General features: G+C 56.5%; 23 protein-coding genes and 2 pseudogenes. 15 read left to right on the top strand and 10 right to left on the bottom strand.

Annotated features, from left to right (window positions below):
* Positions 1-113 precede the first annotated feature (113 nt).
* The 9 genes from F0311_RS11410 to F0311_RS11370 are packed head-to-tail and all read left to right on the top strand — an operon-like array spanning position 114 to position 9,486.
* A complete protein-coding gene (locus F0311_RS11410; protein ID WP_150462069.1) occupies positions 114-797 on the top strand; it encodes a GntR family transcriptional regulator in 684 nt (227 codons plus the stop codon).
* Positions 794-2,023 (top strand): CaiB/BaiF CoA transferase family protein, encoded by a 1,230-nt coding sequence (locus tag F0311_RS11405; RefSeq protein ID WP_150462068.1) that lies wholly within the window; start codon positions 794-796, stop codon positions 2,021-2,023. The genes F0311_RS11410 and F0311_RS11405 overlap by 4 nt, the downstream gene beginning before the upstream one ends.
* Positions 2,016-3,479 carry an aldehyde dehydrogenase gene (locus tag F0311_RS11400; protein WP_150462067.1) on the top strand — a complete coding sequence of 488 codons (1,464 nt, stop codon included), beginning with the start codon at positions 2,016-2,018 and terminating at the stop codon, positions 3,477-3,479. The genes F0311_RS11405 and F0311_RS11400 overlap by 8 nt, the downstream gene beginning before the upstream one ends.
* Positions 3,480-3,518: 39 nt before the next feature.
* Positions 3,519-4,559, top strand: coding sequence for a TRAP transporter substrate-binding protein (locus F0311_RS11395; RefSeq protein ID WP_150462066.1), 1,041 nt, complete (start codon positions 3,519-3,521; stop codon positions 4,557-4,559).
* A 20-nt stretch (positions 4,560-4,579) separates the two neighbouring features.
* On the top strand, positions 4,580-5,128 hold the full coding sequence (locus F0311_RS11390) for a TRAP transporter small permease (RefSeq protein ID WP_150462065.1): 549 nt from the start codon (positions 4,580-4,582) through the stop codon (positions 5,126-5,128).
* Between the two features lie 12 nt (positions 5,129-5,140).
* Positions 5,141-6,463 (top strand): TRAP transporter large permease, encoded by a 1,323-nt coding sequence (locus tag F0311_RS11385; RefSeq protein ID WP_150462064.1) that lies wholly within the window; start codon positions 5,141-5,143, stop codon positions 6,461-6,463.
* 12 nt (positions 6,464-6,475) lie between these two features.
* On the top strand, positions 6,476-7,591 hold the full coding sequence (locus F0311_RS11380; protein WP_150462063.1) for a zinc-binding dehydrogenase: 1,116 nt from the start codon (positions 6,476-6,478) through the stop codon (positions 7,589-7,591).
* 5 nt (positions 7,592-7,596) lie between these two features.
* Entirely contained in the window at positions 7,597-8,448 is an 852-nt protein-coding gene (locus F0311_RS11375; protein ID WP_150462062.1) for an HpcH/HpaI aldolase/citrate lyase family protein, read from the top strand.
* Positions 8,449-8,463: 15 nt separating this feature from the next.
* Entirely contained in the window at positions 8,464-9,486 is a 1,023-nt protein-coding gene (locus F0311_RS11370; protein ID WP_150462061.1) for a 2-hydroxyacid dehydrogenase, read from the top strand.
* Here F0311_RS11370 and F0311_RS11365 read toward each other — a convergent pair.
* A complete protein-coding gene (locus tag F0311_RS11365; RefSeq protein WP_150462060.1) occupies positions 9,483-9,821 on the bottom strand; it encodes a hypothetical protein in 339 nt (112 codons plus the stop codon). The two genes, F0311_RS11370 and F0311_RS11365, sit on opposite strands and share 4 nt — an antisense overlap.
* An 81-nt stretch (positions 9,822-9,902) precedes the next feature.
* Here F0311_RS11365 and F0311_RS11360 point away from each other — a divergent pair, with 81 nt between their 5' ends.
* The 4 genes from F0311_RS11360 (at position 9,903) to F0311_RS11345 (ending at position 12,871) form a co-directional block, all read left to right on the top strand.
* Complete coding sequence (locus F0311_RS11360; protein ID WP_150462059.1) at positions 9,903-10,469, top strand: hypothetical protein; 567 nt, start codon at positions 9,903-9,905, stop codon at positions 10,467-10,469.
* Between the two features lie 123 nt (positions 10,470-10,592).
* Positions 10,593-11,501, top strand: a complete 909-nt coding sequence (locus F0311_RS11355) for an exodeoxyribonuclease III (RefSeq protein WP_223881290.1) — start codon at positions 10,593-10,595, stop codon at positions 11,499-11,501.
* Positions 11,502-12,113: 612 nt separating this feature from the next.
* On the top strand, positions 12,114-12,350 hold the full coding sequence (locus F0311_RS18540) for a DUF234 domain-containing protein (RefSeq protein ID WP_223881289.1): 237 nt from the start codon (positions 12,114-12,116) through the stop codon (positions 12,348-12,350).
* Positions 12,351-12,640: 290 nt separating this feature from the next.
* A complete protein-coding gene (locus F0311_RS11345) occupies positions 12,641-12,871 on the top strand; it encodes a hypothetical protein (RefSeq protein WP_150462058.1) in 231 nt (76 codons plus the stop codon).
* Here the strand turns inward: F0311_RS11345 and F0311_RS19095 are convergent.
* The 7 genes and pseudogenes from F0311_RS19095 to F0311_RS11305 form a co-directional block, all read right to left on the bottom strand.
* Complete coding sequence (locus F0311_RS19095) at positions 12,857-13,045, bottom strand: enoyl-CoA hydratase-related protein (protein ID WP_150462057.1); 189 nt, start codon at positions 13,043-13,045, stop codon at positions 12,857-12,859. The two genes, F0311_RS11345 and F0311_RS19095, sit on opposite strands and share 15 nt — an antisense overlap.
* Positions 13,046-13,347: 302 nt before the next feature.
* A pseudogene (locus F0311_RS18535) lies at positions 13,348-14,508 on the bottom strand (CaiB/BaiF CoA transferase family protein).
* A gap of 174 nt (positions 14,509-14,682) precedes the next feature.
* A complete protein-coding gene (locus F0311_RS11325) occupies positions 14,683-15,918 on the bottom strand; it encodes an amidohydrolase family protein (RefSeq protein WP_150462054.1) in 1,236 nt (411 codons plus the stop codon).
* Between the two features lie 63 nt (positions 15,919-15,981).
* Positions 15,982-16,863, bottom strand: a complete 882-nt coding sequence (locus F0311_RS11320; RefSeq protein WP_150462053.1) for a substrate-binding periplasmic protein — start codon at positions 16,861-16,863, stop codon at positions 15,982-15,984.
* A 23-nt stretch (positions 16,864-16,886) separates the two neighbouring features.
* Positions 16,887-17,570 carry an amino acid ABC transporter permease gene (locus F0311_RS11315; protein WP_150462052.1) on the bottom strand — a complete coding sequence of 228 codons (684 nt, stop codon included), beginning with the start codon at positions 17,568-17,570 and terminating at the stop codon, positions 16,887-16,889.
* Positions 17,570-18,205, bottom strand: a complete 636-nt coding sequence (locus F0311_RS11310) for an amino acid ABC transporter permease (RefSeq protein WP_150462051.1) — start codon at positions 18,203-18,205, stop codon at positions 17,570-17,572. Before F0311_RS11310 ends, F0311_RS11315 begins: the two co-directional genes overlap by 1 nt.
* Positions 18,202-19,014, bottom strand: a complete 813-nt coding sequence (locus F0311_RS11305) for an amino acid ABC transporter ATP-binding protein (protein WP_150462050.1) — start codon at positions 19,012-19,014, stop codon at positions 18,202-18,204. The genes F0311_RS11310 and F0311_RS11305 overlap by 4 nt, the downstream gene beginning before the upstream one ends.
* A gap of 592 nt (positions 19,015-19,606) precedes the next feature.
* On the opposite strand from F0311_RS11305, the gene F0311_RS11300 reads away from it, so the two are divergent.
* Together F0311_RS11300 and F0311_RS18530 are read left to right on the top strand one after the other, a co-directional pair.
* Positions 19,607-20,857 (top strand): MFS transporter, encoded by a 1,251-nt coding sequence (locus F0311_RS11300; RefSeq protein ID WP_150462049.1) that lies wholly within the window; start codon positions 19,607-19,609, stop codon positions 20,855-20,857.
* Between the two features lie 237 nt (positions 20,858-21,094).
* Positions 21,095-21,395 (top strand): annotated as a pseudogene (locus F0311_RS18530) (integrase core domain-containing protein); the annotation flags it as partial.
* Here F0311_RS18530 and F0311_RS11290 read toward each other — a convergent pair.
* Together F0311_RS11290 and F0311_RS11285 are read right to left on the bottom strand one after the other, a co-directional pair.
* Positions 21,392-22,546 (bottom strand): NAD(P)/FAD-dependent oxidoreductase, encoded by a 1,155-nt coding sequence (locus F0311_RS11290; protein WP_191089894.1) that lies wholly within the window; start codon positions 22,544-22,546, stop codon positions 21,392-21,394. The pseudogene F0311_RS18530 and the gene F0311_RS11290 overlap by 4 nt on opposite strands.
* A gap of 19 nt (positions 22,547-22,565) precedes the next feature.
* Entirely contained in the window at positions 22,566-23,093 is a 528-nt protein-coding gene (locus tag F0311_RS11285; protein ID WP_150462046.1) for a Rid family hydrolase, read from the bottom strand.
* Between the last annotated feature and the right edge of the window lie 237 nt (positions 23,094-23,330).

Here is a 23,330-nt window from a genome sequence, read left to right as displayed (position 1 = left end):
CCTCATTTTCAGAGTAGCACTTCTATTCGTGTGACTCAGTTGACACTTTCTTACCTTCGTGACTAGGATCACAACTTATTGGATACGGGATACAGAATCCAGATGGAGGAGCAGTGAAGCATTCAATTAAGTCCAAGCCCGTCGGGGAACTGCTTGCTGAATCACTTCGGCACGCGATCCTGCACGGTGACTTGCCAGCGGGTGCTGAGATCAGGCAGGAGAAACTGGCTCAGGAATACGGCGTTTCTCGCATTCCTGTGAGGGAAGCGCTGCAGACTCTTGAACGCGAGGGACTAGTGGTAGTGCGCCCTAATCGGCGTGTGGCGGTGGCTGAGATCACCGTGGATGATCTCAAGGATCACTATGACGTGCGCGCACTCATTGAAGGTGAGCTGGCGAGTCGCGCAGCAGAGTTAGGTGAGAATCATGCAGAGATCGAAGCCTCGTACTTAGAAGGGGTCACCCTCGCTGAGAAGGGGGACGTTAGCGGCCTGGTGAAGTCCAACGAGCACTTCCACAGTGCAATTTGGGAGGCTGCCGGAAGCTCGCGGCTCTATGCGTTGGCTCAGCAACTGTGGACCGGAGTCTCCCCCTACAGGCCAGTGCTCTTTCCTGAACGGGCAGCAGCGTCAATCGAAGAGCATAAAGACCTTATCGACGCGATATTTTCCAAAGACGCTGAGGCATCGCGCTCTGCGATGCGAAACCACATTCTCAGCGCCCGTGATGACGTCCTTCGTCTTAAGCAAGGTGAGAGCGAGTCGCAGTCTGTAGGGCGGAAAGGTTTGGGCGAATGACAATCAGTGAGGTAACAGGCTCAGATACTACTCTGCTGAGCGGACTGCGTGTGCTTGACATGTCCACCATGATTGCCGCGCCTCTGACAGCTTCGCAGCTTGCAGACTTCGGAGCGGATGTCGTCAAGGTAGAAAGGCCTCAGACCGGGGATCTCGTGCGGAAGTTCGGGACGCAGAAAGACGGCGAAGGCCTGTACTGGAAAACATTGAGCCGCAATAAGCGTTCAGTCGCCGTTGATCTTCATTTTGCGGAGTCCCAAGAGCTCATCCGAAACATCATTAAAGACTTTGACGTCCTCATCGAGAACTATCGGCCAGGAACTCTGGAGAAGTGGGGGATGGCTCCCGATGTCCTGCGGCGCATCAATCCCCGACTGATTGTGCTTCGTATGACAGCCTATGGGCAGGACGGTCCCTATAAGGACCGTCCCGGATTCGGAACGCTTGCTGAAGCGATGACAGGGCTGGCCGCAGTCTCAGGGTACGCAGACCGCCCTCCCCTGTTGCCGGCCTATCCCTTAGCAGATATTCTCGCCGGCCATCTCGGTACCGGCGCTATCCTTGCCGCCGCATATCGCCGCGAGCGCTCAGGACGGGGCGAATGCATTGACTTGGCGATCTACGAAGCCGCGCTGAAGCTGCTCGACCTCAACATCGTCGAATACGACCAGAAGGGCACCGAACACCCTCGTCTGGGCAATCGGATGTCTGCGACTGCCCCCCGAGGAGCCTATAAGTGCCGCGATGGGATGTGGATCGCTCTTTCCGGTAGCGCTCAGCCGATCGCTGAACGGGTGCTGCGGGCAATTGGCGGTGAGGACCTCGTGCAGGACCCGCGCTTCCGCACCAATGAGGATCGGGTCAAGAACGTCGAGGAGCTCGACGATCTGATCAACGCATGGTGCCTGCGCCGAGACAGGGACGACGCTATCGAGGAACTGTCCACTACAGGCTGTGCGGTAGGCCCTCTCGAAACTGTTGCCTCCATGTTCGAAAACCCGCAGGTGGTCGCGCGAGAGTCAGTGACAAGGATTCAAGAGGCGCCTGGGAGATCCGTTGCGATGACAAATATCTTTCCGAGGTTTGCAGAAGCAGACCTCAAGCTTAAAAGCGTGGGACCTTCGAGAGTCGGAACGCACACGTATGAATTTCTCCGAAAGGATATGGGCCTCCAGGAGGACGACATTGCTCGATTGAGAGATTTAGGAGCTGTTCAGATTGACTGACTACGACCTCTACATCAACGGCAAATATGTTTCAGGCACTGGAAAGCGAATTCCAGTGATCAATCCCACCACTGGTGAGATGACCGGAACGTTGAGCGACGCCACCGCGGAAGAGGTGGCCCAGGCTGTGACTGCAGCAGATGAGGCATTCCGGGGGGCCTGGAGCAGTTTGGCGCTCTCTGAGCGCGGTCGGATGCTGCACCGTCTGGCTGATGCTATTGAGGACCGAGCAGAGGACCTTGCCATTGCTGAGGTCCAGGATAACGGCAAGGTGTACCGCGAGATGATCGCTCAGCTCAAGGCCGTTCCCCGCTGGTACCGCTACTTCGGCGGCTTGGCGGATAAGCTCCACGGGCAGACTGTCTCTATGGACAAGGAGAGCCTGTTCACCTATACGCTAAAAGAACCACTAGGTGTCATTGGATGCATCACCCCATGGAATTCCCCGATCCTGCTGGGTGCTTGGAAGTTCGCTCCGGCCCTGGCGGCGGGAAACACCATAGTGGTCAAGCCCAGCGAGCACGCTTCGGTCGGCACTGTGGAACTCGCGAAATGCTTCGAAGAGGCAGGCTTCCCACCGGGAGTATTCAATGTGGTGACCGGTGAGGGAGTTACTGCGGGCGCGGCGCTGGTGGACCATCCTCTGGTCAGCAAAGTCTCCTTCACCGGCAGCGGAGCAGCCGGTCAGCACATCGCCTCGCGGGCCTCTGCGAGGTTGGCCGAAGTGGGGTTGGAACTCGGTGGAAAGTCACCGAACATCCTTTTCAGCGACTGCAACAAGGATGCTGCCATCAGCGGGATCCTCGCGGGAATCTTCGCGGCTGCGGGACAGACCTGTGTAGCAGGTTCTCGCGCTATCGTCCACCGTGACATCTACGACGAAGTCGTTGAGAGACTTCTTGAGCGGACACAGACCATTCGCATGGGGGACCCTTTGGACCCTGAGACGGAGATTGGGCCCATTGCTAACCTTCCTCAGCTGGAGAAGGTCAAAGAATATGTGGAGATCGCCCAAGCAGAGGGAGCAACCCTCCTTACTGGAGGGAAGGCAGTCGACTCGCAGGGCTACTTCTACCGCCCGACAATCTTCGGCGATGTGAAGCCGGATATGCGGATCGTGCGGGAGGAAGTCTTCGGCCCCGTGCTGACCATCATGCCTTTCGAGACAGACGATGAGGCAATTGAACTGGCCAACGATACCGACTACGGGTTGGCTGCTGGGCTGTGGACCAACGACGTCAGCCGTTCCCACTATGTGTCCCGTCGGCTCAAAGCAGGGACAGTCTGGGTCAACACCTACCGGGCTATCGCACACAATATGCCCTTCGGCGGCTATAAGAAGAGTGGCCTGGGCAGAGAGAACGGGATAGAAGCCATCAACGATTTCTTACGTACCAAGAGTGTATGGGTCGAGACCGAACCCAGCACGGGGGATCCCTTCGCACTGAAGGTATAGATCCCGATTTTTCGATAAGACAAGTGAAAGGAAACAGTCATGCATGCGCGAATTCACCGTGGAAAGCGCCTCACGACATTAACCGCCGTCGCGGCCCTGGCTCTGACGATCACAGCGTGTGGGGACGGTGGTGATGGCGGGGACGCAGAGGCCCAGACCTTGAGGCTGGGACATGTCTTCGGAGTGGAGAGCAGCCAGAACGCAGCGGCAGAAGTCTTTGCCGAACGGGTCGAGGAACGCACAGACGGTGAGCTCGAAGTCTCAGTCTACCCAGCTAGCCAGCTCGGAGGCGATGAGGCATTGGGACGTGACCTTGCTAGCGGGAGCCTCGATCTCGCTTTCCTCAACCCAGGTTCCTTGGCAGGTATGGATCCACTGATGGACTTCCACTATTTACCCTATATCGTTCAGGATTACGACGTCGCTGACGAGATCTTCTTCGGAGAAGGCATCATTCCTGAAACTCTTGAGGAGATACTAGCCGAGCACGGAATGGACAATCTGGCGCTGTTCGAACTGGAGTTCCGCAGCGTCACCAACGATGTCCGACCCATCGAGTCCCTCGAGGACCTTCGAGGGCTTCGTCTGAGGGTGCCCGGCTCGGAAGCGATCCGGGGCTACTTCGACGCTGCCGGGGTGCAGACCCAGGTGATGCCGATGGACGAACTCATCACAGGCTTGGAGCAGGGAACGGTCGACGGCCAGGACAACGGTGTGCTCATCACTCGGGATGCAGGCTTGACCGGTAGCCAGAGCTATATGACCCCCACACGTCATGTGTATGCCGTGGGATCAATCGTGGCTAGCACCACCATCTTCGAGGGGCTCGACCCCGAGCAAGCTCAGATTCTCGAGGAAGTCGCTCAGGAAGTCGCTCAGGAGCAGATTGAAGACAACCGGTCCAGGGTAGAAGAGTATACCGAGGCGCTTGCTGAAGATGGCATTGAAGTCACCGAGCTCTCGGAGGAGCAGATGCAAGAGTTCCAGGACTTCGGCCTTGACATGTGGGATGACTTCGCTGCGACTTACGGCGAAGATCGCATCGCCACACTGCGGGATGAGATCGAAGCTCTCGGCTGAATGAACATTCAGGAGTTGCCATGCGTTGGCTGAACAACATTGAGAAGTACCTGTATAGGGCAGAGAAAGCTGTAGTTATCGCAGCCTTCATCGCGATGTTCTTTGCCGGTATCGGTCAGGTAGTTATCCGAGTGATGGAGTTCGGCAGCATCGGTACCGATGAGATCGCTATGGTTGCTGCAGCCCTACTGATCTTCATTGGTGCCGGCCTGGGGGTCTATACCCATGACCACATCACCATCGAATTGGTATCGCTGCTTCCTGCGAACCGAATACGCCTGACTGCGGAAGGCATCAGTCAAGCCGCGCTGGCCCTTTTCGGCGTCGTGTTCACCTACTATTCAGCACTCTACTGGCAGGGTCTCTCACGCAGTGGCGAGACAACTCTGCAGTTGGACATCCCTCTGACCCTTCCCGTGGGGGCCATGGTCGCCGGTGGCGTCCTGATCCTCATCCATGCACTTTGCAGGCTCACCAGAACAGTGGCCAAGCTCCTCGGCAAAGAAGCCGAAGATCCGCATACAGGGCAAGCGGCAGAGCTCATCAGTGCTCCCGGGGCAATGAGCTAGGAGTGACCTGATATGACCAAAATTCTGATCCTGATCCTCGCTGCGCTGGTGATCGGGCTTCCCGTTGGTGTGGCTTTCGCTTTGCCTAGCATCATGGGGGCTTCCTCGGTAGGGCTGAACCCTACCCAGGTGGCGGCAACAGTGCCCTTCCAGTCAGCTACGTCGTTCTCAATGCTGGCCATTCCCTTCTTCCTGCTGGCTGGGCAGATTATGAAGGACGGCGGACTGATGGAGCGGCTGATCCGCTTAGCGGAGGCGCTGCTGCATTGGCTCAAGGGAGCCCTTGGCTATGTCGCCATCGCGGTCAGCGCCATGCTGGGTGCCATGACTGGCTCGTCGGTAGCTACGGTCGCAGCGGTGAGCAGTACGGTGGGGGACCGAATGATCCGTGGTGGGTACAACCGTGACTACACGGCGGCACTCACCGCGGCCTCGGGGCTGCTCGGGGTGATGATCCCGCCCTCGATTCCGCTGATCATCTATGCCACGGTCTCAGGAGTAACTGTCAGTGATCTCTTCATCGCGACGATCGTTCCGGGTCTGCTGATGGTCGTGGCGTTCATGCTCGTGCATCGGTTCTCGCTGAAGCGTGCCATTACTGACTCACCAGCAGTAGGAGCAGGAGAGGGACCTGGTGCGAAGCGCTCTGCCGAGAACATAGAGGACAAGAAGCTCACGGTGACACCGAAGGAGTCGATTCCCACAGCATTCCTGGGGGCACTCCCCGCGCTGTTTATGCCAGTGGTGCTCCTGGGCGGAATCTACTCCGGTATCTTCACTCCCACCGAGGCTGCCGCAGCAGCAGGACTGTATGCTTTGGTGCTGGTGCTGCTCACTCGAGGCCTTCGGCTGCGCCAGGTGACTGGCGTGTTCTATCGTGCAGCGTTGCCAGCAGCGGCAATTCTCACCGTGATCGCTTTTGCAAGCTCGTTCAACCGGCTGCTGACATTGGAGCAGATTCCGCAGCGAGTAGCTAATGCGGCGGTGAGCCTCACGGACAACGTGATCGTCTTCCTGCTGCTAGTCAACCTAGTCCTGATCCTGGTAGGCATGGTGATGGAGACTAACGCGGCAGTGTTGCTAATGGCCCCTCTGCTGGTTCCGGCCGCGATGGAGTTTGGCATTGATCCGATCCACTTCGGCATTATTCTAGTGACTAATATCGAGATCGGTCTTATCACTCCGCCGCTGGCAGCAAATATCTTCGTCGCAGCGAAGGTTTCTAACTCCTCTGTGCTGCGAGTGCTGCCGCATCTACTGCGGTTCATACTCACCTCCATCGTCGTCGTTTTGATGATCACATATGTGCCTGCCCTTACCCTGTGGAACTTTTAGAAAGTAGGTTTTGTGAATAGCTCGATCCCAGAGTTTGCCCAAGCAGTGGTTATTGAACGGTTCGGTCAGTCGGCAACCCTTCAGCCGGTGCCGATACCGGACAAATTGGAGCCGGGAGCACTTCTCGTCCAGGTGGAGGCCTGTTCGGTCTGTGGAACTGATGTCCACCTCTGGCGGGGCGAGCTTTCCCTCCGAGTGGACCTTCCGGTCATCCTTGGCCATGAGATGGTCGGCCGAGTGGTCGCTGCGGGTACGGGCAGTGAGAAGGATTCATTCAACCAGGAGCTCAACGTTGGCGATCGCATTGTGTGGTCCCATGCTGAGTGCAAGCAGTGCAGGTTCTGCGTCAGCGGGCTTCCGACACTCTGTGCGAACAAACGATCCTATATGTACGAGAACTGCCGAGAGTACCCCTACCTGCTCGGTGGTTTCGGCGAGTATGCATATGTGCTCCCGGATTCAGGAAGAGTTCGGGTGCCAGACAATGTGTCGAACGAGTTGGCGAGTCTCTCCAGCTGTGCTTTTCGCTCAGTGGTCAATGCTTTCAACCAAGTCGGACAAATTTCGCCCTCCGACGTAGTAATGATCCAAGGGATCGGGCCGCTTGGTCTACTGGGAGTCGCGATGGCAAAGTTGGCTGGGAGCCGAAAGATCATTGCGTTGGGAGAGCCCGCAGAGCGGAGGGAGCTGGCTAAGAGATTTGGGGCTGATGATGTTTTCTCGATCGCGGAGGCATCAGGCGAAGAGCGCAGAGCAGCTGTGCTTGGGGCTACCGAGGGCAACGGTGCTGATCTCGTCTTCGAATTCTCTGGGAATCCTCGGGCCTTCACCGAGGGCTTGGAGCTTGTTGCCCCGGGTGGCAGATACATGGTGGTCGGACAGCTCGGCACAGGTGAAGTGCAGTTCGCGCCTTCACTTATCACCAAGAAGAATTTACAGGTAATGGGGTCGTTCTCCGGGTCGATCCGCCATTATTGGCAAGCTTTGGAGATCGTTTCCAGGCACCAGGGGGACATGCCTTTTGCAGAGTTGATTACTGGCACCTACGGCTTGGATGAAGTGGATGATGCTCTCAACGCGATGCGGGCAGAGACTGAGATCAAGCCGCTGATCGTGCCAGGGAAGTGATCAGGATGAATCGATACCGTACATATCTCTTTGTGCCCGCTGACCGACCTGACCGGATCCCCAAGGCACTGGCTTCAGGTGCGGACAGTGTTGTGTTGGATTTGGAAGATGCTGTGCAGGTCGCCCGGAAGGAAGTCGCGAGGGCCATTGCCGTGGAGGCTGTACGGGACGCAGAGCAGCGGAATTGCGGGTTGGGTGTCCGGATCAATGCGATGAACACCCCATTCGCAGAAGCTGATCTCGCGGCTTTAGCACCGGTGCTGCCTCATCTGAATTTTCTCATCCTGCCGATGGTGAGTACAGCCCAGAACATCAGGGACTGCAGAAGTTTCCTGGAGGCGGCGTTCTCCGAGGTTCCGCTCATCCCCTTGATAGAGACAGCTCGAGGTGTGCTGAACGCTTATGAGATCGCCTCTGAGACACAGGTGTTCACTCTTGCCTTCGGCCCGGCAGACCTCTCCAGAGAATTGGGGGTTGAGCCGTCTGCGGAAGGGGAGGAACTTTTTACAGCACGATCCCAGATTGTCCTGGCATGTGCAGCCGCTGAAATCAGAGCGCCTATAGACGGACCGTATCTGAACCTCAATGACGACGAAGGGATGAGGATCGCCGCACGCAAGGCGAAAGAGCTTGGATTCGGGGGGAAACAGGTGATCCATCCGCGGCAGATCCCCCCAGTGGCAGAAACCTTTGCCCCGACTACGCAGGAGCTGGAGTGGGCCCGCAAAGTGGATGTTGTGTTTCGAGAGGCAGAAGCCCGAGGAGTTTCCTCGATTCGGCTTGCCGACGGCACATTCGTCGACTACCCCATAGCCCAGCGAGCGCGCCGGATCTTGGAAGAGTATCAAAGCCACTGACAGTGGCTGATGTAGATGTACAGGAGTAAGATTACGAGTCCGCGGTTTCTTGTGACCCTCCCGTTGCCTGATCCGGGTATGGAGATTCTGCATCGGACCGGTGACGTCACCGTTCTTGAAGAGCCCCCAGTCTATGAGGAGCTCGTTGGGCTGTGCGCCTCGTGTGAGTTCGATGTTTTGGTGTCTCAGCTAAGTGACCGTCTCGATGCGAGATTGCTGGAGCGGGCATATATTAAGGGTATCTCCAACTATGCTGTCGGGTTCAACAATATCGACGTCCCGGCCGCCACTGCTGGCGACATCCTCGTCGCGAACACCCCGGGTATTTTGACTGATGCCACTGCGGATCTGGCTGTCCTTCTGATGCTGGGCACGGCGCGGCGGGTAGTAGAGGGAGATCAGCTGACTCGATCTGGCTCCTTCACCGGGTGGAAACCTGACCTCTTGTTGGGTACTGATATCTCAGGAAGAATCTTGGGGCTGGCCGGCTTCGGCCGTATTGGCCGAGCCGTCGCTCAGCGAGCTGCAGGATTCAATATGCGCATTCTCTACTGTAGGCGACCACCGTCTCAGACTGCAGAGGAAACTTCGGCAGATATCGGGGAATTAGCAGACAAGGTTGAGGCAGTCGGCTGGGACGAGGTGGTGGAGACCAGTGATTTTCTCTCACTTCATGTGCCTCTGGTTCCGGAGACGCATCATCTCATCAACGCTGAGACCTTGCGTCGCATGAAGGACAGTGCCATCCTCATTAACACAGCACGGGGTGCCGTTGTTGATGAGGCTGCCCTTGTGGCGGCCTTGAGAGCCTCCGAGATCGCAGCGGCTGGGTTAGACGTCTACGAAGCCGAGCCGGAGCTGCATCATGGACTCTCAGTGCTGAGCAATACTCTCCTGTTGCCACATGTGGGCAGTGCGACCGCCTCAGTGCGCTCTGAAATGGCGAGAGTTTGCGCCGAGAATGCGGCGGCCATCGGCCGAGGTGATCTGCCGCCTCATCCGGTCAATCCAGAAGCGTGGGAGAGAGCCGCAGGTTAGCGCAGGCGGGTGACGTCGCGGAGGTCCTTGGCGGTGACGTAGGTGGGGGTTCCGGCGAAGATCTCGGCCCGCTCCTGGGATTCCTCCCAGTCCCGCTCTGCTGCGGCGAACTCCTCCGAGTCGCCCAGCCGCGAGACGAACCAGGTCAGCTCGGAGAGGTCATTATCGAGCCAGATGGACTCTACGGTGAAGCCGCGGTCCTCCCGGGCAGGGATCACTTTGGTGGTGAGGAACTGAACGAACTTCTCAGCCAGCGCCGGATCCAGGGTGTAGCGGCGCATCCAGGTGGTCCGCTGGGCGGCGTCGCTGGTGATCTGCTCAGGAAGTTCGGTCATCAGGTGGCTCCTTCAGTACAGAGTGCGGCGGGATAGTCAGCGTTTCGATCCTAAGTGCTGGGTCTGAAAGAATGGTCAACTGTGACGCAATCCCTTCCTTCTCCCCAGCAGGCCCTGCAGAACGCCGGGCGCCGCGGCACCGGCATCGTCTTCGCAGTGATGATCACGGTGCTGCTGGTGGCGCTGATCTTCGCCGCCAACCAGAACGAGATCATCGGCTGGATCCTGGTGGTGATCGCCGCCGGCTGGCTGCTGCTGGCCACCGTGCTGGTGCTCACCTTCCGCCGCGGAGCCAGGAAGCTCGGGGCCGCGGTGGACTCCGCCCGGGCCGACGCCGCAGCCCAGCGCTCCTCCGCCTCCGGGGGCACCGCAGTAGTGGACGAGGACACCCACACCCGCAACCTCAAACTGGACCACTCCTTCAAAATTGTCCAAGTCCAGACCCGGGTCATCACCCAGGAGCTGGCCAAGGGGCAGGATGCTGATACCGAGATGATTGAGCGCGCCCTGGAGACCATTGAGATCACCGCCCACAACGGTCGGGATATGCTCGCCGAGCATGTGGGCCGGAAGAAGAGCAGCAACAACGACGCCGGCACGGCACCTGATGACGGCAGCGGCACCATTGAGGGGGATATCGTCCGCTGAACCAAGCATTGGGGCCACCTGCCCCCGCAGGTCAGAAATCGTAGGGTTTTTGACTTTGCGTAGAGTTATTTCCCTACGGAAAGTCAAAAACCCTACGCAAAGTCGCAAGGAAGTGAGTCTGCAGTGGTTGGAACCAGCGCTGAGAGCATCCCGTCCCAGGAATCCCCACACCGGATAGTGGACCCCAAGGCAGACGGGGTGACCCGGATCGGTTCGGTGAACGTCAACGGCATCCGGGCAGCCGCCCGCAAAGGCATGGGGGAGTGGCTGGCGCAGCGTGAGCTGGACATTCTCACCATGCAGGAGGTCCGGGCCGATGGTGCGACCCTGACCAAGCTGGTTCATCAGTTCGCTGAGGAAGCAGGAGAAGAGGACCCCAAGTCGTCCTGGTATATCCATGAGCATGAGGCTGCCGATAAGGGCCGAGCCGGAGTGGCGATCCTCTCCCGGCAGGCACCCATCGCTACCCGGGCCGGGATAGGTGAGGGCCATCCGGAGGACGACGGGCGCTGGCTGGAGGCTGACTATGAGTTGGCTGACGGATCCACCCTGACCGTGGTCAGCGTCTACGTGCATTCCGGAGAGGTGGGCACCGTGCGCCAGGAGCAGAAGATGCGGTTCCTGGAATACATGCTGCACTACCTGCCCCAGCTGGTGGCACGCACCGATCACGTGCTGATGATGGGCGATCTCAACGTGGGTCACACCGAGCTGGACATCAAGAACTGGAAGGGTAACCGCAAGAACTCCGGGTTCCTGCCCGAGGAGCGGGCCTACTTCGACAAATACTTCGGGGAGGGCGGGTATGTGGATGTGGCCCGGAAACTGGCCGGAGAGGTGGAGGGCCCCTACACCTGGTGGTCATACCGCGGCAAGGCCTTCGACAATGACACCGGCTGGCGGATCGACTACCACGCGGCTACCCCGGCGCTGGCCGAACTGGCCGGCAACCTGAAGGTGGACAGGGCCGCTGACTACTCACTGCGCTGGTCCGACCACGCCCCGCTGGTCATCGACTACACCCTGCCGTAGAGCGTCCAGAACCCCACCCTCGGAATATACTTTCACCGATGGTAGTGTCATCGGTGAAAGTATCCTCAATGGAAGTATGAGTGGGGTGTGTGATGTTCGTCGGGCGTGAACGCCAGCATACGGGCGCCCGTTCCATCAGCGAGGCAGTGAGATGGTGGTCCACCAGCCGACCCCTGCGGAGGTAGGGGAGATCTGGGGCTGTCACCGGAAGATACGTTTGACGCCTTTATGGTGACGGGCGGGCTTCCTCTTATCTGTGCGGAGTGGCTTCCCGGGCGCAGCCTTTGGGAGTATCTGGAAGTGGCGGCGAGCGATCCGACCTCGGCGCTGCTGGTCTCCGCGGAGCGGTCTTTGGCCGCGGAGTTTCCCTCTGATGCACAGGCACGTGTGGTTCTTCAGGCTATCGGCGGCGGCGAACGAACATTCACCAACATCGGGCAGGTGGCCGGGGCTCGCGCTGAGCACACTGCACCGTTCGCTGAAACTGCTGATGGAGAAGCGAGTGGTTGCAGCGGATCAGCCGCTGTCAGCTGCCGCCTCCTCTGCTAGCAATAAGAGATACCGGGTTGAGGACCCTTATCTGCGGTTCTGGCTCTCGTTCCTGGGCCGCACTTGAACGAGATTGAACGCGGGCGCGGAGACCGGGTGCTTGCCCGCATCAAGGAGTCATGGACAACCTGGCGTGGCCGGGCCGTTGAGCCGGTACTCCTGGAGGCGCTCTGCCGGCTCATGCCTGATGTGTGTCAGACCAGAGATGGCACTCCCGGTGTTGTAGGCGGGTACTGGACACGCACCAATAACCCCGAAATCGACCTGGTGGTAGGTGACAAAGAGCCGGTGGCCAAGTAGATTATCGCTCTCGGGTCGTTCAAATGGCTCGAAACCGCGCCCTTTGACGCACGTGACCTGGGCAGCCTCCAGACCCACCGTCTCCAACTCCCGGGTGCTCATGCGGACACACCCTGGTGGCGAGGCTGCACTGTTGACGGCGTGACGCATCTTCAGCCCCCGAGAGCTCCTCAGCGCTTATTGAAGACCCCTCGGTAGGGCTGGGTATCCGGAAAAGTCTTTTCGCCGCTTGGAGAGGAATCATGGATGGCTTGATGGTACCGGGGGTTGGTGAAGAATCCTTGGGCTAATTGCCGTTCTCGATTGTCCTCAGTGCGAGTGCTGATAATGCGGAGTGCGAACTGCTTGGTGGCGTATTAGGCCAGCGGCTCGCCGCCGATGATCTCTTTGAACAGCTGGTCCATCCGCTCGTCAATGTGCGGGGGAGGGGCTATTTCTTGGACGATGTTGATTCTGTAGGACTCTTCGGCATTGAGGATACGACCGATGTAGAGCAGCAGCTTGGTCTAGGCTGGTCCTAGCTCGGCTTCCATCCGGGTGGTGGTTTGGTGGCTGATGACGATCCCTAGCCGTGCGGGAGTGATGCCAAATCGGGACTGCGTGGTTCCCAGCCTGATATCGCAGGCTAGGGCCAGTTGGATCCCGCCTCCGATGCACCAGCCGTTGATTGATGGCCGCAATGGTCGGTTTCCCACACTTCAGGATTGCGGCCTCAGCGCCGTTGTGCGCATCATTCTAGATGGTGGCTTGTTCAGCATCGAAGCGTAGCTGGGAGAACTCTGGGATGTCCGCTCCGGCGGAGAAGGCTTCGTCTCCAGCGCCGCGCAGTATGATGGCTCGGATTTCGGGGTCTGCTCAGCCTCGCAGATCAGGTGTGGGATCTGCTGTCTTGCCTGCAATGACACAGCATCACGCTTCTGCGGCTGATTAAGCGTGACCCAGAAGACCGGGCCCTCGACAGTGTCGGTGACGTGAGTGGTAGTCGCAAGAGTCTGTGTCATCTGGGCTCCTGAGAGGCTGGCAGCCGACGGTGTGCGCTGAGTTCGTTGAGGATTTCGTCTGCGTGCTCATTGAGCTTCGGGGTCGGGTGCGTACAGCCGCGGTTGTCCCATCGATCCGCCATCCTCCGCCGGGGGCCCGGAAAGTGTCTCCGTCTTTGAGGGTGAATGACAGACAGCACGGCTTCTCGTGACTCTGCCTCCGAAGAGTCCAGCACCTGGCTGAGCTTGCGGATCTCTCCTGCCGGGACTTCTACCTGCTCCAGTGTGGCCAGCAGATCGGCTGAGGATCGTGTGGAGAACTCTTGGTTGAGAATCTCGAAGAGCTTCTCCTGGTTCTCTTGCCGGCTGCTGTTGGTGGCGAAGTCCGCCGAAGCAGCCAGGTCCTCCCGTCCGATGCCCCGGCAGAGGTTGGCGAACTGGGCATCCTTGCCCACCGCCATCACGATCCCACCGTCATAGGTGTGGAAGTACCCATAGGGAGACAGCAGAGGGTGAATATTCCTGCTAGGACGAGGGTCTTCACCAGTGGCGAAGACCCTCGTGGCGTGATAGACTAACATCGAGATCAGCGTGTCCTGCATGGAAATATCGATATAAGCCCCTGCTCCGGTGCTCTGCCGCCGGAACAGCGCTGCCAGGATCGGACTACACAGCGTTCATCCCTGCGACGATATCACCTATAGGCACCCGGTCCTCATCGGCCCAGAAGTCTCATCTCCGGTCAACGACATCCATCCTGAAGTCGCCTGCACCACCTGGTCATACCCGGCTTTCGGCGCAAGAGTTGCCCCACACCCGGAGATTGAGCAGTAGATAAGGGTCTCATTGAGCTCCCGCATCTCCTCATAGCTGATTCCCCGCCGAGCAGTCACACCGGGCCTGAAGTTCTCCACCAGAACATCTGACCGAGCAACCAGCCCAGCAAGCGTCTGCCGATCTTCCTCATCCTTCAGATCGAGGGCGATGCTGCGCTTGTTACGGTTGACTGCGTAGAAGTACGCAGCCTCAGAACCGACGAATGGTGGGCCCCATCTGCGGGTATCATCCCCGGCAGGGCGCTCAACCTTAATTATATCAGCACCCATATCAGCCAAAGTCTGTGTGCCGCAAGGCCCCGACAACGCGGTCGTCAGATCAAGAACCCTGACCCCCGCCAACAGTAAAATGGAATTAACATCCCACGCGCCCGCACAGGCACTTACTTCCCTCAAGCTCCTCTGCTCCTTTGGCAACTTTTTAAATGTAAGAATTTCCTTTGAGATGAACCGATGAGAAGCTCAGTGGCACCTTTATGGTTACTGAACAGTAGGTTTCCACTAGGTCATTAGTAATCAGCCTGCAGAAATGTGAATTTTATCTGTCTTGGGTGCTGTGGTTCTGTGAACACATCGTCCTGCAAGCCAAACCGCATCCACGTCGGCCAAAGCCCGAATATCATCTAGCGGGTTGCGCTGGAGAATGATCATGTCGGCTGCTTTGCCCTCTTCAATGGATCCAGTCTGTTCATCCATTCCGAGGACTGCAGCAACATTTCGAGTTGCGGCGCGGAGCCCCTCTGCGACGTCTAGTCCTAGTTGAACCATGAGTTCGATCTCGCGCACGAGTCCGGGGACATCGTCAGCCCACTCTATGCCGATGTCATCGACGCCTCTGCGAGGTAGGTTATCAACTCCCGCCACCACAGTTCCGCCTAATTCGACAACTTTAGCGAACAACTCATGGTGTCCTTCTCGGGATGCTTCGGCGTTGTCAGCGAACCACTGGGGGAGTCCCTCAGCCTCCGCATATGCCCTTGTCCACCGGTCCGTAACTGTGAGTTGAGGACTGAATACGAGGCCCTTGCGAAGAAACAACTCTGCAATCTCAGGGGTGCAACCAAATCCGTGCTCGATCACATCCGCACCCTCTTCAATAGCCATCTTAGTCGGCTCGTTTCCCATGGCGTGGACCGCGACTGAGCGTCCCCACATGTGTGCTTCTTCAATTGCTGCCCTCACTTCTGGACGCCGACTTGTCAAAGCATCGATGGGCCCGTTGTAGGGGATCCCACCAGTGATCAATAGCTTGATTTCATCGGCATCTTTGAGAGCGGTCGTACGCACATGACGTCGAAACTCGTCGACGCCTGCCGCTTTCTGAGACCACTTGACATTTCCCACCCCATACAGGTTTGGTCCCCACACCATGCCTTTGCGAATGAGATCCCGTAACTTAAGATCCATGTCATGGGGTTCCCCGAGCGATCGTATCGAAGTTACGCCGTGACGCAGGTTATCTTGCGCTTTGGTGATACACCTCGCCATTTGCTCGGCGGCCTCCTCTCTCTCGAGTAGGCTCTCGTACGGGGGGACGCGACTGCCTAAATGGACGTGCGCGTCCCACAGCCCCGGCATGAGATAACGTCCCGCAAGATCGTGTACGTGCACATTCTCAGGTGGGGGTGTGGTCGAGACGCTCACAATCTTAGCGTCGTCGATTTCTACGGTTGCGTCCTCAATGAGATCTGGGAGTTCTGATCCCTTCGCAGCGCAGGCGACAACATTGACATTCGTGAGGTAAATCGACATACGGTGGACTCCTTAGCAGTGTGTGGTTGATAATCGAGTGCTCGTGCCGTGAGCACAGACTGTTCACTCAGAATCCTCAGGGGCATTTGGGCCATAGATGTTCTCTTCCCCCAGCCCATAGCTGAGCAGAATCTCCTCAAACTCGCCACTCTCCTTGATCTCGGCGATGTATTCCTGGATCGCCTCTCCAAGCTCTGTGTTGTTCTTTGTGAAGGGATAATTGGAAGTAGTGAATCCGGTAATATCGGGATACTCGTCATCCGGTGGGAGGGTTGTCACCTGGTATTCATCGAGGAGCCCTCGTTGTTCAGCCTGGTAATTCATCTGAAGTGACTGTGCTAGAACGGCATCGAGTCGGCCTGCGTGAAGATCACCGATCTGGGCTTCAACAGATTGGTATACACGGACATTATCGCTGCCGAGCGCGTCCCTGGCTGCATCCTGGTAAATCGAGCCTCCTTCTACACCTACAGTCAGATCTTCGAGATCTTCAATGCTGGTATATTCTTCACTCGCGAGAATAGCTCCCGAGTTGTAATAGACAGGCTCCTCGAACTGTCCGATGACTTCCCCGCGTTCTTCGGTGATGGCCCAGCCTCCAGATCCGAGATCTGCTCGCCCTTCTGTCATGGCCGCGACAGCGGCGGCACCAGCTAATGGAATCCAGCGGATCTCAAGGCAGTTGCGTTCGGCGAATTCTGGCAGTATGTCGGCATCGAACCCCTCTGCTTCCCCCGTATCAGGATCGACATAGATACTTGGTGGATTATTTACTGCTGCTACAGAAAGATAACCAGATTCAATAGTGTCAAACTCCCATTGTGGATCACAATCGAATTCATTATTTTCAGCATCTGATTCGCTATTTCCACAGGAGGAAGCAAAAAGAATAAAGCCAGTAGCGATAGTTGCTGATAAAATGCGTGATTGAATAGTATTCATCATTTTATTTCCTTTCTAAAATATAATTACTGGGAGGTTAGTGGAGTGCGTGGGAGACGGATCAATAGTCGGATACGGGTAGGGTTGATATGTCCTTCTTTGAATAGCCAGATGATTCCCTCGAAGATGAGGACGACTATGAGGTAGTAGGCGGCTGCGCCATAGATGTAGGGGGTGACGGAAAACTCAAGAACGCCTGTCGTGTACGCGACGGACATGAGCTCGGTGACGCCGATACTGTAGGCAAGCGAAGTACCTTGAAAGGCAAGAATTGAGAAGCTTGCTAGGGGCAGGACAGCCACTTTCAGGGCTTGCGGGATGATGATGAACCAGAGTGTCTTCGCTTGGGATAAACCAACTGCCTGCGATGCCTCTGTCTGCTCTTTAGGCACGGAGGTCAGCGCCGTGCGGTAGATCTCAGCGGTGTAACTTGCGGTGACGAAACTAAAAGCGACGACGACTGAGCTGAAGCCGGGAAGTGGTAGACCGACGTTCGGCAGACCAAAGTAGACGAAGTAGAGCGTTACGAGCGCTGGAAGCCCTCGTCCTATTTCTGAGATCACCCAGGGGAGCCAACTGATCCAGGCTGGCAGGACGTACATCGCGAGGCCAAGCAGCAACCCTGCAACTAAGCCAATGCCAAGTGTCCAAGCAGTGATGTGCAGGCTGGTCCAAAGACCGGGCAATAGTTCGATGAGAGTATCAATCATTAGATGGTCGCGGGGGTCGATTCGGTGTTGGTGTTGCGGCGTGCGAAAATGCCGAGAACCAACGAAAGGGCTAGGTAGAAGACTCCAATTACGCTGAAGTAGAACATTCCGTTGCCTCCGGCAGCTACATGAGCGTTAGCGTAGTAGGTGAGTTCCTGTGCGCCGATGAGGGACGCGACCGAGGTCTCCTTGACGATCTGTATGGCGATGGAGCTTGACGATCCGACGATAACTTTTAACGCTAATGGTGCGGTGACAAGCCTCGTGCGATCCCAGCCGCTCAGGCCAAGGGCGGCACTTGCTTCCTTGTATCCAGAAGGTACGGCCTCGAACCCAGCGCGATAATTCTCTGCGAAGTAGGCAGAGTTGACCACGACGAGTGTGATGATGGCAGAGAAAAGAGCCCCCGGCGTCCATCCTGCGATGGTTACACTGAAAAAGACAATAAATAGCCAAGCGAGTGTGGGAATGCCCCGGATTATTCCGATGAAAGCTGCAGCAATGAATTGAATGACTTTGAATCGAGCCATTCGCGCCCATGCCACTGGTATGCCGAGCAGGCTCGCACCGATCAACACGATTACGACCATCTGTAGTGTTACGAAAAATGCTGAGAGGAGACCTATGAGACTCATACGCCATCGTCCTCAAGCGCATGGAGGAAACGTCGGGTGCGTTCTTGTTGTGGCTCTCCGACAACCTGATCCGGTGTGCCGCTCTCTACGACTACTCCGTCGGAGAGGAAGAGCATACGATCGGAAAGGCGAGCTGCATAACGCACCTCATGTGTTACGAGCACCATAGTCATCCCGCTCGCTGCGAGTTCGTCGATGACGGCTCGTACTTCTACGCGGAGTTCCGGGTCAATCGCTGATGTAGGTTCGTCCAGTAGAAGTACTTCGGGGTCGAGCGCGAGCGCTCTTGCGATCGCGACACGTTGCTTTTGTCCTCCGGACAGCTGGTTGGGCTTGAAGTTTGCCCGTTCTCCCAGCCCCACCCGCTCAAGTAGCGACATTGCACGCGTACGTGCTTCGGACTTGCTGCGACCGAGAACGTGCTGCTGAGCAAGAGTCACATTCTCAAGTGCAGTCAGATGTGGGAAGACGTTGAAAGTTTGGAAGACCATCCCCGCTCGCGATCTAAGCTTTTCTAGCTGTCTCTGGCTCAGTAGCGTGCGGCCATCAGTGCTGACCTGTTGTCCAAGGATCGATACAGTGCCTGAAGTCGGCGTTTCGAGGAGGTTGAGACAACGTATGACAGTGCTTTTACCTGTACCGCTGGGCCCAATGATAGAGAGCACTTCGCCGGGCTTGACGTCGAACGAAATGCCTTTTAGCACCTCTGTATCACCGAATCGCTTCGTGAGCCCCTCGACCACGATCGTTGGCTCTCGTAGTTGCTTCTCTTTCAGTTCAGGAGGTACCGAGACTATCGAATCAACCATTTTTATAAACTCCCTTTTCCTTTCATCTATTAGATGAAATAAAGGACAATATTTGCGACACTAATAATTCTAACTATATCGAGTAAATGATTCCTTGGGATCACGTTTATGTTGCTAAAAATTAAAATTTTGCACTGTTTTTGAAGTTGTGCTAGCTGTACTCCTTATGTTGTCGAGAAGCACTTGCAGCATTCGCCTCGACGCAAGGGTTGCCTTCTGACGCGAAATACCTCCCTGTGCGACCTGGGATGTGACCTACACTATGCTTTTATACCATAAAGTCAACGATCGTAAAATTTTTGCTATATGAGGATGGATCACTATGCTACCCAGAGCTCAGTTACTTAGTGGTCACCTTGGCGTTTCCGGGAGGTTACAGAGAGTTGGGTGTGGTTTCGCCTCAGGGTTGCACCCGAGCTGATGTTCGCCCATTCGTGGGAATTTGGCCTTGTTGGTGGTGGCTCGGGACGGGTTGGCTACTTTATTCGGCGCCTTATGGTCACGGTAGCTTGGACTGTCTCTATGTAACATAAATTCAACGATCGCAAGGTTATCGATATATTACTCTTATGAAGAGTGACACACGCAGGGCATGAACTCTCAACACCCTCCCGATTCCTTAGGGGGCGATGAAGACTTTGAGGCTTCCCGTCCCGGGCTTATAAGTGCTGCTTTCTTGCTAGCTATCGGTATTAACCTTGGGTTTGGGGTAGTCCTCTTCATGCTCCTTACCAGCATGGCAGTATTTGCAGTCTCGGAGTTCGCTGTTGGGCACACTGCGGCAGGGTTCGCCTCATCCTCTTTTGTAGTCGGCACTGTTGTAGCTCGTTGTTTCGCTGGGAAATACGTAGATCTGTGGGGAAGAGGCCGCACTGTGGCGCTGAGCTTAATGGTTTTCGTCCTGTGTAGCGGTGCATATCTGCTGGTGAACGACTATGAAGTGCTTGTCGTGTTACGTATGATTCACGGTGCCGCCATGGGTTTCGGCCACACAGCACTGAATGCAGGAGTGTTTTCCCTTATCCCGCGCTCTCGCAGAGGTGAGGGTGCGGGATACTACACAACTGCTAATTCGTTACCGCAGGCTCTAGGGCCGCTTCTAGGGTTACAACTCAGCCACGTTTTGGGCTTTGACGCAGTTTTCGTTTCGGCTACGGTGATCGCCTCCGCAGCGCTGGTGATGGGGTTGCTTATTCAACTGCCCGAGATATCAGTGCGCCGTCAACAGCTACGCTACCAATTTGCGTTGAAACCGGAAGATATTATTGACCGTCAAGCGCTTCCTGTTGCAATGGTTGCGCTACTTACTTCAGCAGCATTCGGACCCGTGCTGACATTTCTGGATAGTTTCTCCCAGAGTGAGGGAATGGAGAATATAGCCAGCCTCTATTTCTTGATTTTTGCGGCCACCGTGCTGCTTACCCGACTTTTTATTGGTCGGATTCAGGATCGTTTTGGAGACAACGCCGCGCTCTATCCGGCCTTGGTGTCGTTTGTGGTCTCGCTGGCGTTACTGGCAGGGGTCCCTCATGAAGTTGGGATTTTGCTTTCAGCAATCCTCGCGGGCGTTGGTAACGGCGCTATGTTGCCGGTGTTGCAGGCGATCATTGCCTCTGCGGTAGCTGCTAAGCGGATCAGCATCGGTATTTCAACTCTTTATATTGTTGCTGACACTGGCCTTGGTCTCTCTCCTCTAGTAATGGGGTTGTTGGTAGAGATTAGTGGCTACCGTTTAATGTTTGCCGTCGGGGCAGGGCTGATCTTAGCGGGGTTGGTGCTCTATTGGTTTTTGCATGGACGTTATGATGTCAGGCAAGGGTATCGCCGGCGGCCCCATAGTTAACCGCCCATCAGTGCCATCAGGCGAAGTTGGGCCGGACATTGTGGAAGCAGGGACGGTCCTCCTGGTCCTGGAAGAAGGGTGAGCTCGGCGGAGGGCCGCCGAGAGATCTCAGGTCTAGCAGTGACCATGAGTAAATGGGCCAACCGTGCCCGAGCAGGCGCTGAAAGCTCTGACCAAGAGGCAGACAGCTACTACCGGGGTGCCTCACCGGGACAGGGCTACTGGTAGGTGAATCTCGCGGTCATGACCGATAGCGGCTCCTGCTACCACTCAGGCAAGTTCAAACAAGCACTCGGCGAAAGTGTAAAACACCGGCACGCCAAACTATATAGGCCACAGCCTGATGGAAAAGTCGAACGCTTCAACCGCACACTGATGGTGAGTGTGGACCTACGCCTGCCCCTATTCTAGTGAGTCAGTCCGGCCAGCTTCCTACGAGGACTTCCTTCATTAGTGCAATCATCGCCGAACCCACATCGCCATCGAAGGCACTGCTCCCTCAACTCGTGTTCACAACTTCACGGGGAACTGCAGTTAGATAACCATCTGCTCTCGTGCACCCGCACCGCCCTCAGCGAAACGATCAGTGCGCATGCTGGCCGGCACTGCATCGTTATTGCCGTTCACTACGGTGTCTGCGACTACGCGCCCGACAGCCGGTGCGAGCATCATCCCGCGACCGTTGAGCCCACAGGCGAGGGCTAAATTAGGAAGACCTTCTGGAGAACCCAGTAAAAGTTGCTGATCTGGTGTGACATCGTAGTGGCCGGTCACCATGACGGGGAACTGCACGTAATCGAGTGTCTCAATCAGACGTTTTCCCTTGGCGATCATGTTGCGTCGCATGGTCCTCTCATCGGCCTTGGTATTTTTGGGTAGGGGTGAGAGATCAGAAGCTAGTACGCTGCCATCGGCGAGGTGTTTCACTGCAAAATGCTCGTCCTGGAAGATCACGAGCGGTTCTATTAGACGTTCGCTGATGGGATTGCTGTAGAAAATATGGCGAGGTTCTGGGACGAGCGGCAGATCGATTCCTAGCAGCGTCATGAGTTTGGCGCTCTCAGCGCCCGCCGCAACGACGACCATAGGAACCAGCAGGATTTCGCCTGTGCTCAGTTGAAGCTTCCACTCATTTCCGGAGCGCTCGATGAGCTCGACGTTAGCCACGCGAACTTCGGCGTCGCCTCGGAGTGCTCCCTCTGCAAAGCCCGACACCGGGGCGCCTGGGTGATTGAAATAACCGTCGGACTCGTTGAAAGACCCGCCTGCGATCAAATCCACTGCAAGCCCGGGTATCATTTCTCCGAGCTCTTCGGCTGTCAACATGCGAGAGTGGATTCCCTGCGCATTTTGTGAGTTGACCGTTGCTTTCAAGGCTTCTAATGTTTCCTGTTTCGATGCCACGAAAGCATAACCGCAGTGGACCAGTTCGGGATCTTTTTCCGCACCGGTACGTTCGATGAAATTCTCGTAAAAATCCTGTGATTCCTTCGCTAATTTGAATGTGTCGTTGTGCGCCCATTGCGTCCGTACTCCACCAGGCTGGAGGGATGTCATGCCAGCTCCTACGCCTACGCGGTCAAACACGACCACCCGCAGGCCACGCTGACTCAGATGCCAAGCGGTCGACATGCCGGTTGCTCCGGCGCCGATTATCGCGACCTCGGGTGTACTTGTTGCTTTAACCATTTGATTTCCTCTCTGTTGCTTAACCCTGTTGTGCATTGGCGACGCCGCACTCGATTTCTACCTCGATCAGTGCTCCTGGTGGAATCAGTCGTTGAATGTAAAGTGTCGTGTTCGCCGGTCGAATTGCATCGAAAATCTCACTGTGTGCTTTCGAGGCTTCTTCCCATGAAGCGTTAGGGGCAAGGTAGAGGCGTGTGAAAATGGTCAGCTCTTTATCACCGCCAACTTTCGCCGCAGATTCCAAAGCATTCTCGAGGGACATTATCGTTTGGGTGTAGGTGTCGAGCTCGCTCAGGTCTTTCCCCTCGGGCGGCTGCGGCGCGGTGCCGCTCACGACGACTCGATCACCTAAGCGAACTGCACGACAGTAGCCTGCGAACCCTTCGAAGTAACTTCCAGTGCTATACCGATCGATCTTTGTCACTGCATTCCTCCCTATGTGAGTGCGAAAAATTCTACGCTTCTTTTTATGTCGACTTTTTTGCGATCGTAATAGAAGTGCAATATATATGACGATACATCTTGATGGGGAGATGATCAACACCATGAGAACTTCTAAGCTGGTGTTAAGGGGAGAAAGAAAGAGAGACTAGGGGCAGAAGGTGAGCGGAGAGAACTGATAATTATGGGATGTTGGGTTGTTGTGTCGGTTTCTGCTCAGCGGCTTATGCGGCCGAAGAGGGAGGCGATGGGTGCGATCAGTACTGCGCGGGTGGCTAGGGCTGCGGCGATGATCACTGCTAGGGAGAGGGTGAAGAGGAAGAACCCGGTCCAGTTGGTGGTC

Origin of the sequence: Nesterenkonia ebinurensis, assembly GCF_008711175.1 — a bacterium.
Taxonomy (GTDB): domain Bacteria; phylum Actinomycetota; class Actinomycetes; order Actinomycetales; family Micrococcaceae; genus Nesterenkonia; species Nesterenkonia ebinurensis.
The sequence above is the reverse complement of the archived record's forward strand: the minus strand, read 5'-3'. Positions and strand labels throughout refer to the sequence as shown.

What these genes read in the sequence shown, in the direction of transcription:
- F0311_RS11405 (WP_150462068.1), top strand. Translation starts at nt 794, where the DNA reads ATGACAATCAGTGAGGTAACAGGCTCAGATACTACTCTGCTGAGCGGA.
- F0311_RS11395 (WP_150462066.1), top strand. Translation starts at nt 3,519, where the DNA reads ATGCATGCGCGAATTCACCGTGGAAAGCGCCTCACGACATTAACCGCC.
- F0311_RS11390 (WP_150462065.1), top strand. Translation starts at nt 4,580, where the DNA reads ATGCGTTGGCTGAACAACATTGAGAAGTACCTGTATAGGGCAGAGAAA.
- F0311_RS11385 (WP_150462064.1), top strand. Translation starts at nt 5,141, where the DNA reads ATGACCAAAATTCTGATCCTGATCCTCGCTGCGCTGGTGATCGGGCTT.
- F0311_RS11375 (WP_150462062.1), top strand. Translation starts at nt 7,597, where the DNA reads ATGAATCGATACCGTACATATCTCTTTGTGCCCGCTGACCGACCTGAC.
- F0311_RS11370 (WP_150462061.1), top strand. Translation starts at nt 8,464, where the DNA reads ATGTACAGGAGTAAGATTACGAGTCCGCGGTTTCTTGTGACCCTCCCG.
- F0311_RS11365 (WP_150462060.1), bottom strand. Translation starts at nt 9,821, where the DNA reads ATGACCGAACTTCCTGAGCAGATCACCAGCGACGCCGCCCAGCGGACC.
- F0311_RS11325 (WP_150462054.1), bottom strand. Translation starts at nt 15,918, where the DNA reads ATGTCGATTTACCTCACGAATGTCAATGTTGTCGCCTGCGCTGCGAAG.
- F0311_RS11320 (WP_150462053.1), bottom strand. Translation starts at nt 16,863, where the DNA reads ATGATGAATACTATTCAATCACGCATTTTATCAGCAACTATCGCTACT.
- F0311_RS11315 (WP_150462052.1), bottom strand. Translation starts at nt 17,570, where the DNA reads ATGATTGATACTCTCATCGAACTATTGCCCGGTCTTTGGACCAGCCTG.
- F0311_RS11310 (WP_150462051.1), bottom strand. Translation starts at nt 18,205, where the DNA reads ATGAGTCTCATAGGTCTCCTCTCAGCATTTTTCGTAACACTACAGATG.
- F0311_RS11305 (WP_150462050.1), bottom strand. Translation starts at nt 19,014, where the DNA reads ATGGTTGATTCGATAGTCTCGGTACCTCCTGAACTGAAAGAGAAGCAA.
- F0311_RS11300 (WP_150462049.1), top strand. Translation starts at nt 19,607, where the DNA reads ATGAACTCTCAACACCCTCCCGATTCCTTAGGGGGCGATGAAGACTTT.
- F0311_RS11290 (WP_191089894.1), bottom strand. Translation starts at nt 22,546, where the DNA reads ATGGTTAAAGCAACAAGTACACCCGAGGTCGCGATAATCGGCGCCGGA.
- F0311_RS11285 (WP_150462046.1), bottom strand. Translation starts at nt 23,093, where the DNA reads ATGGTGTTGATCATCTCCCCATCAAGATGTATCGTCATATATATTGCA.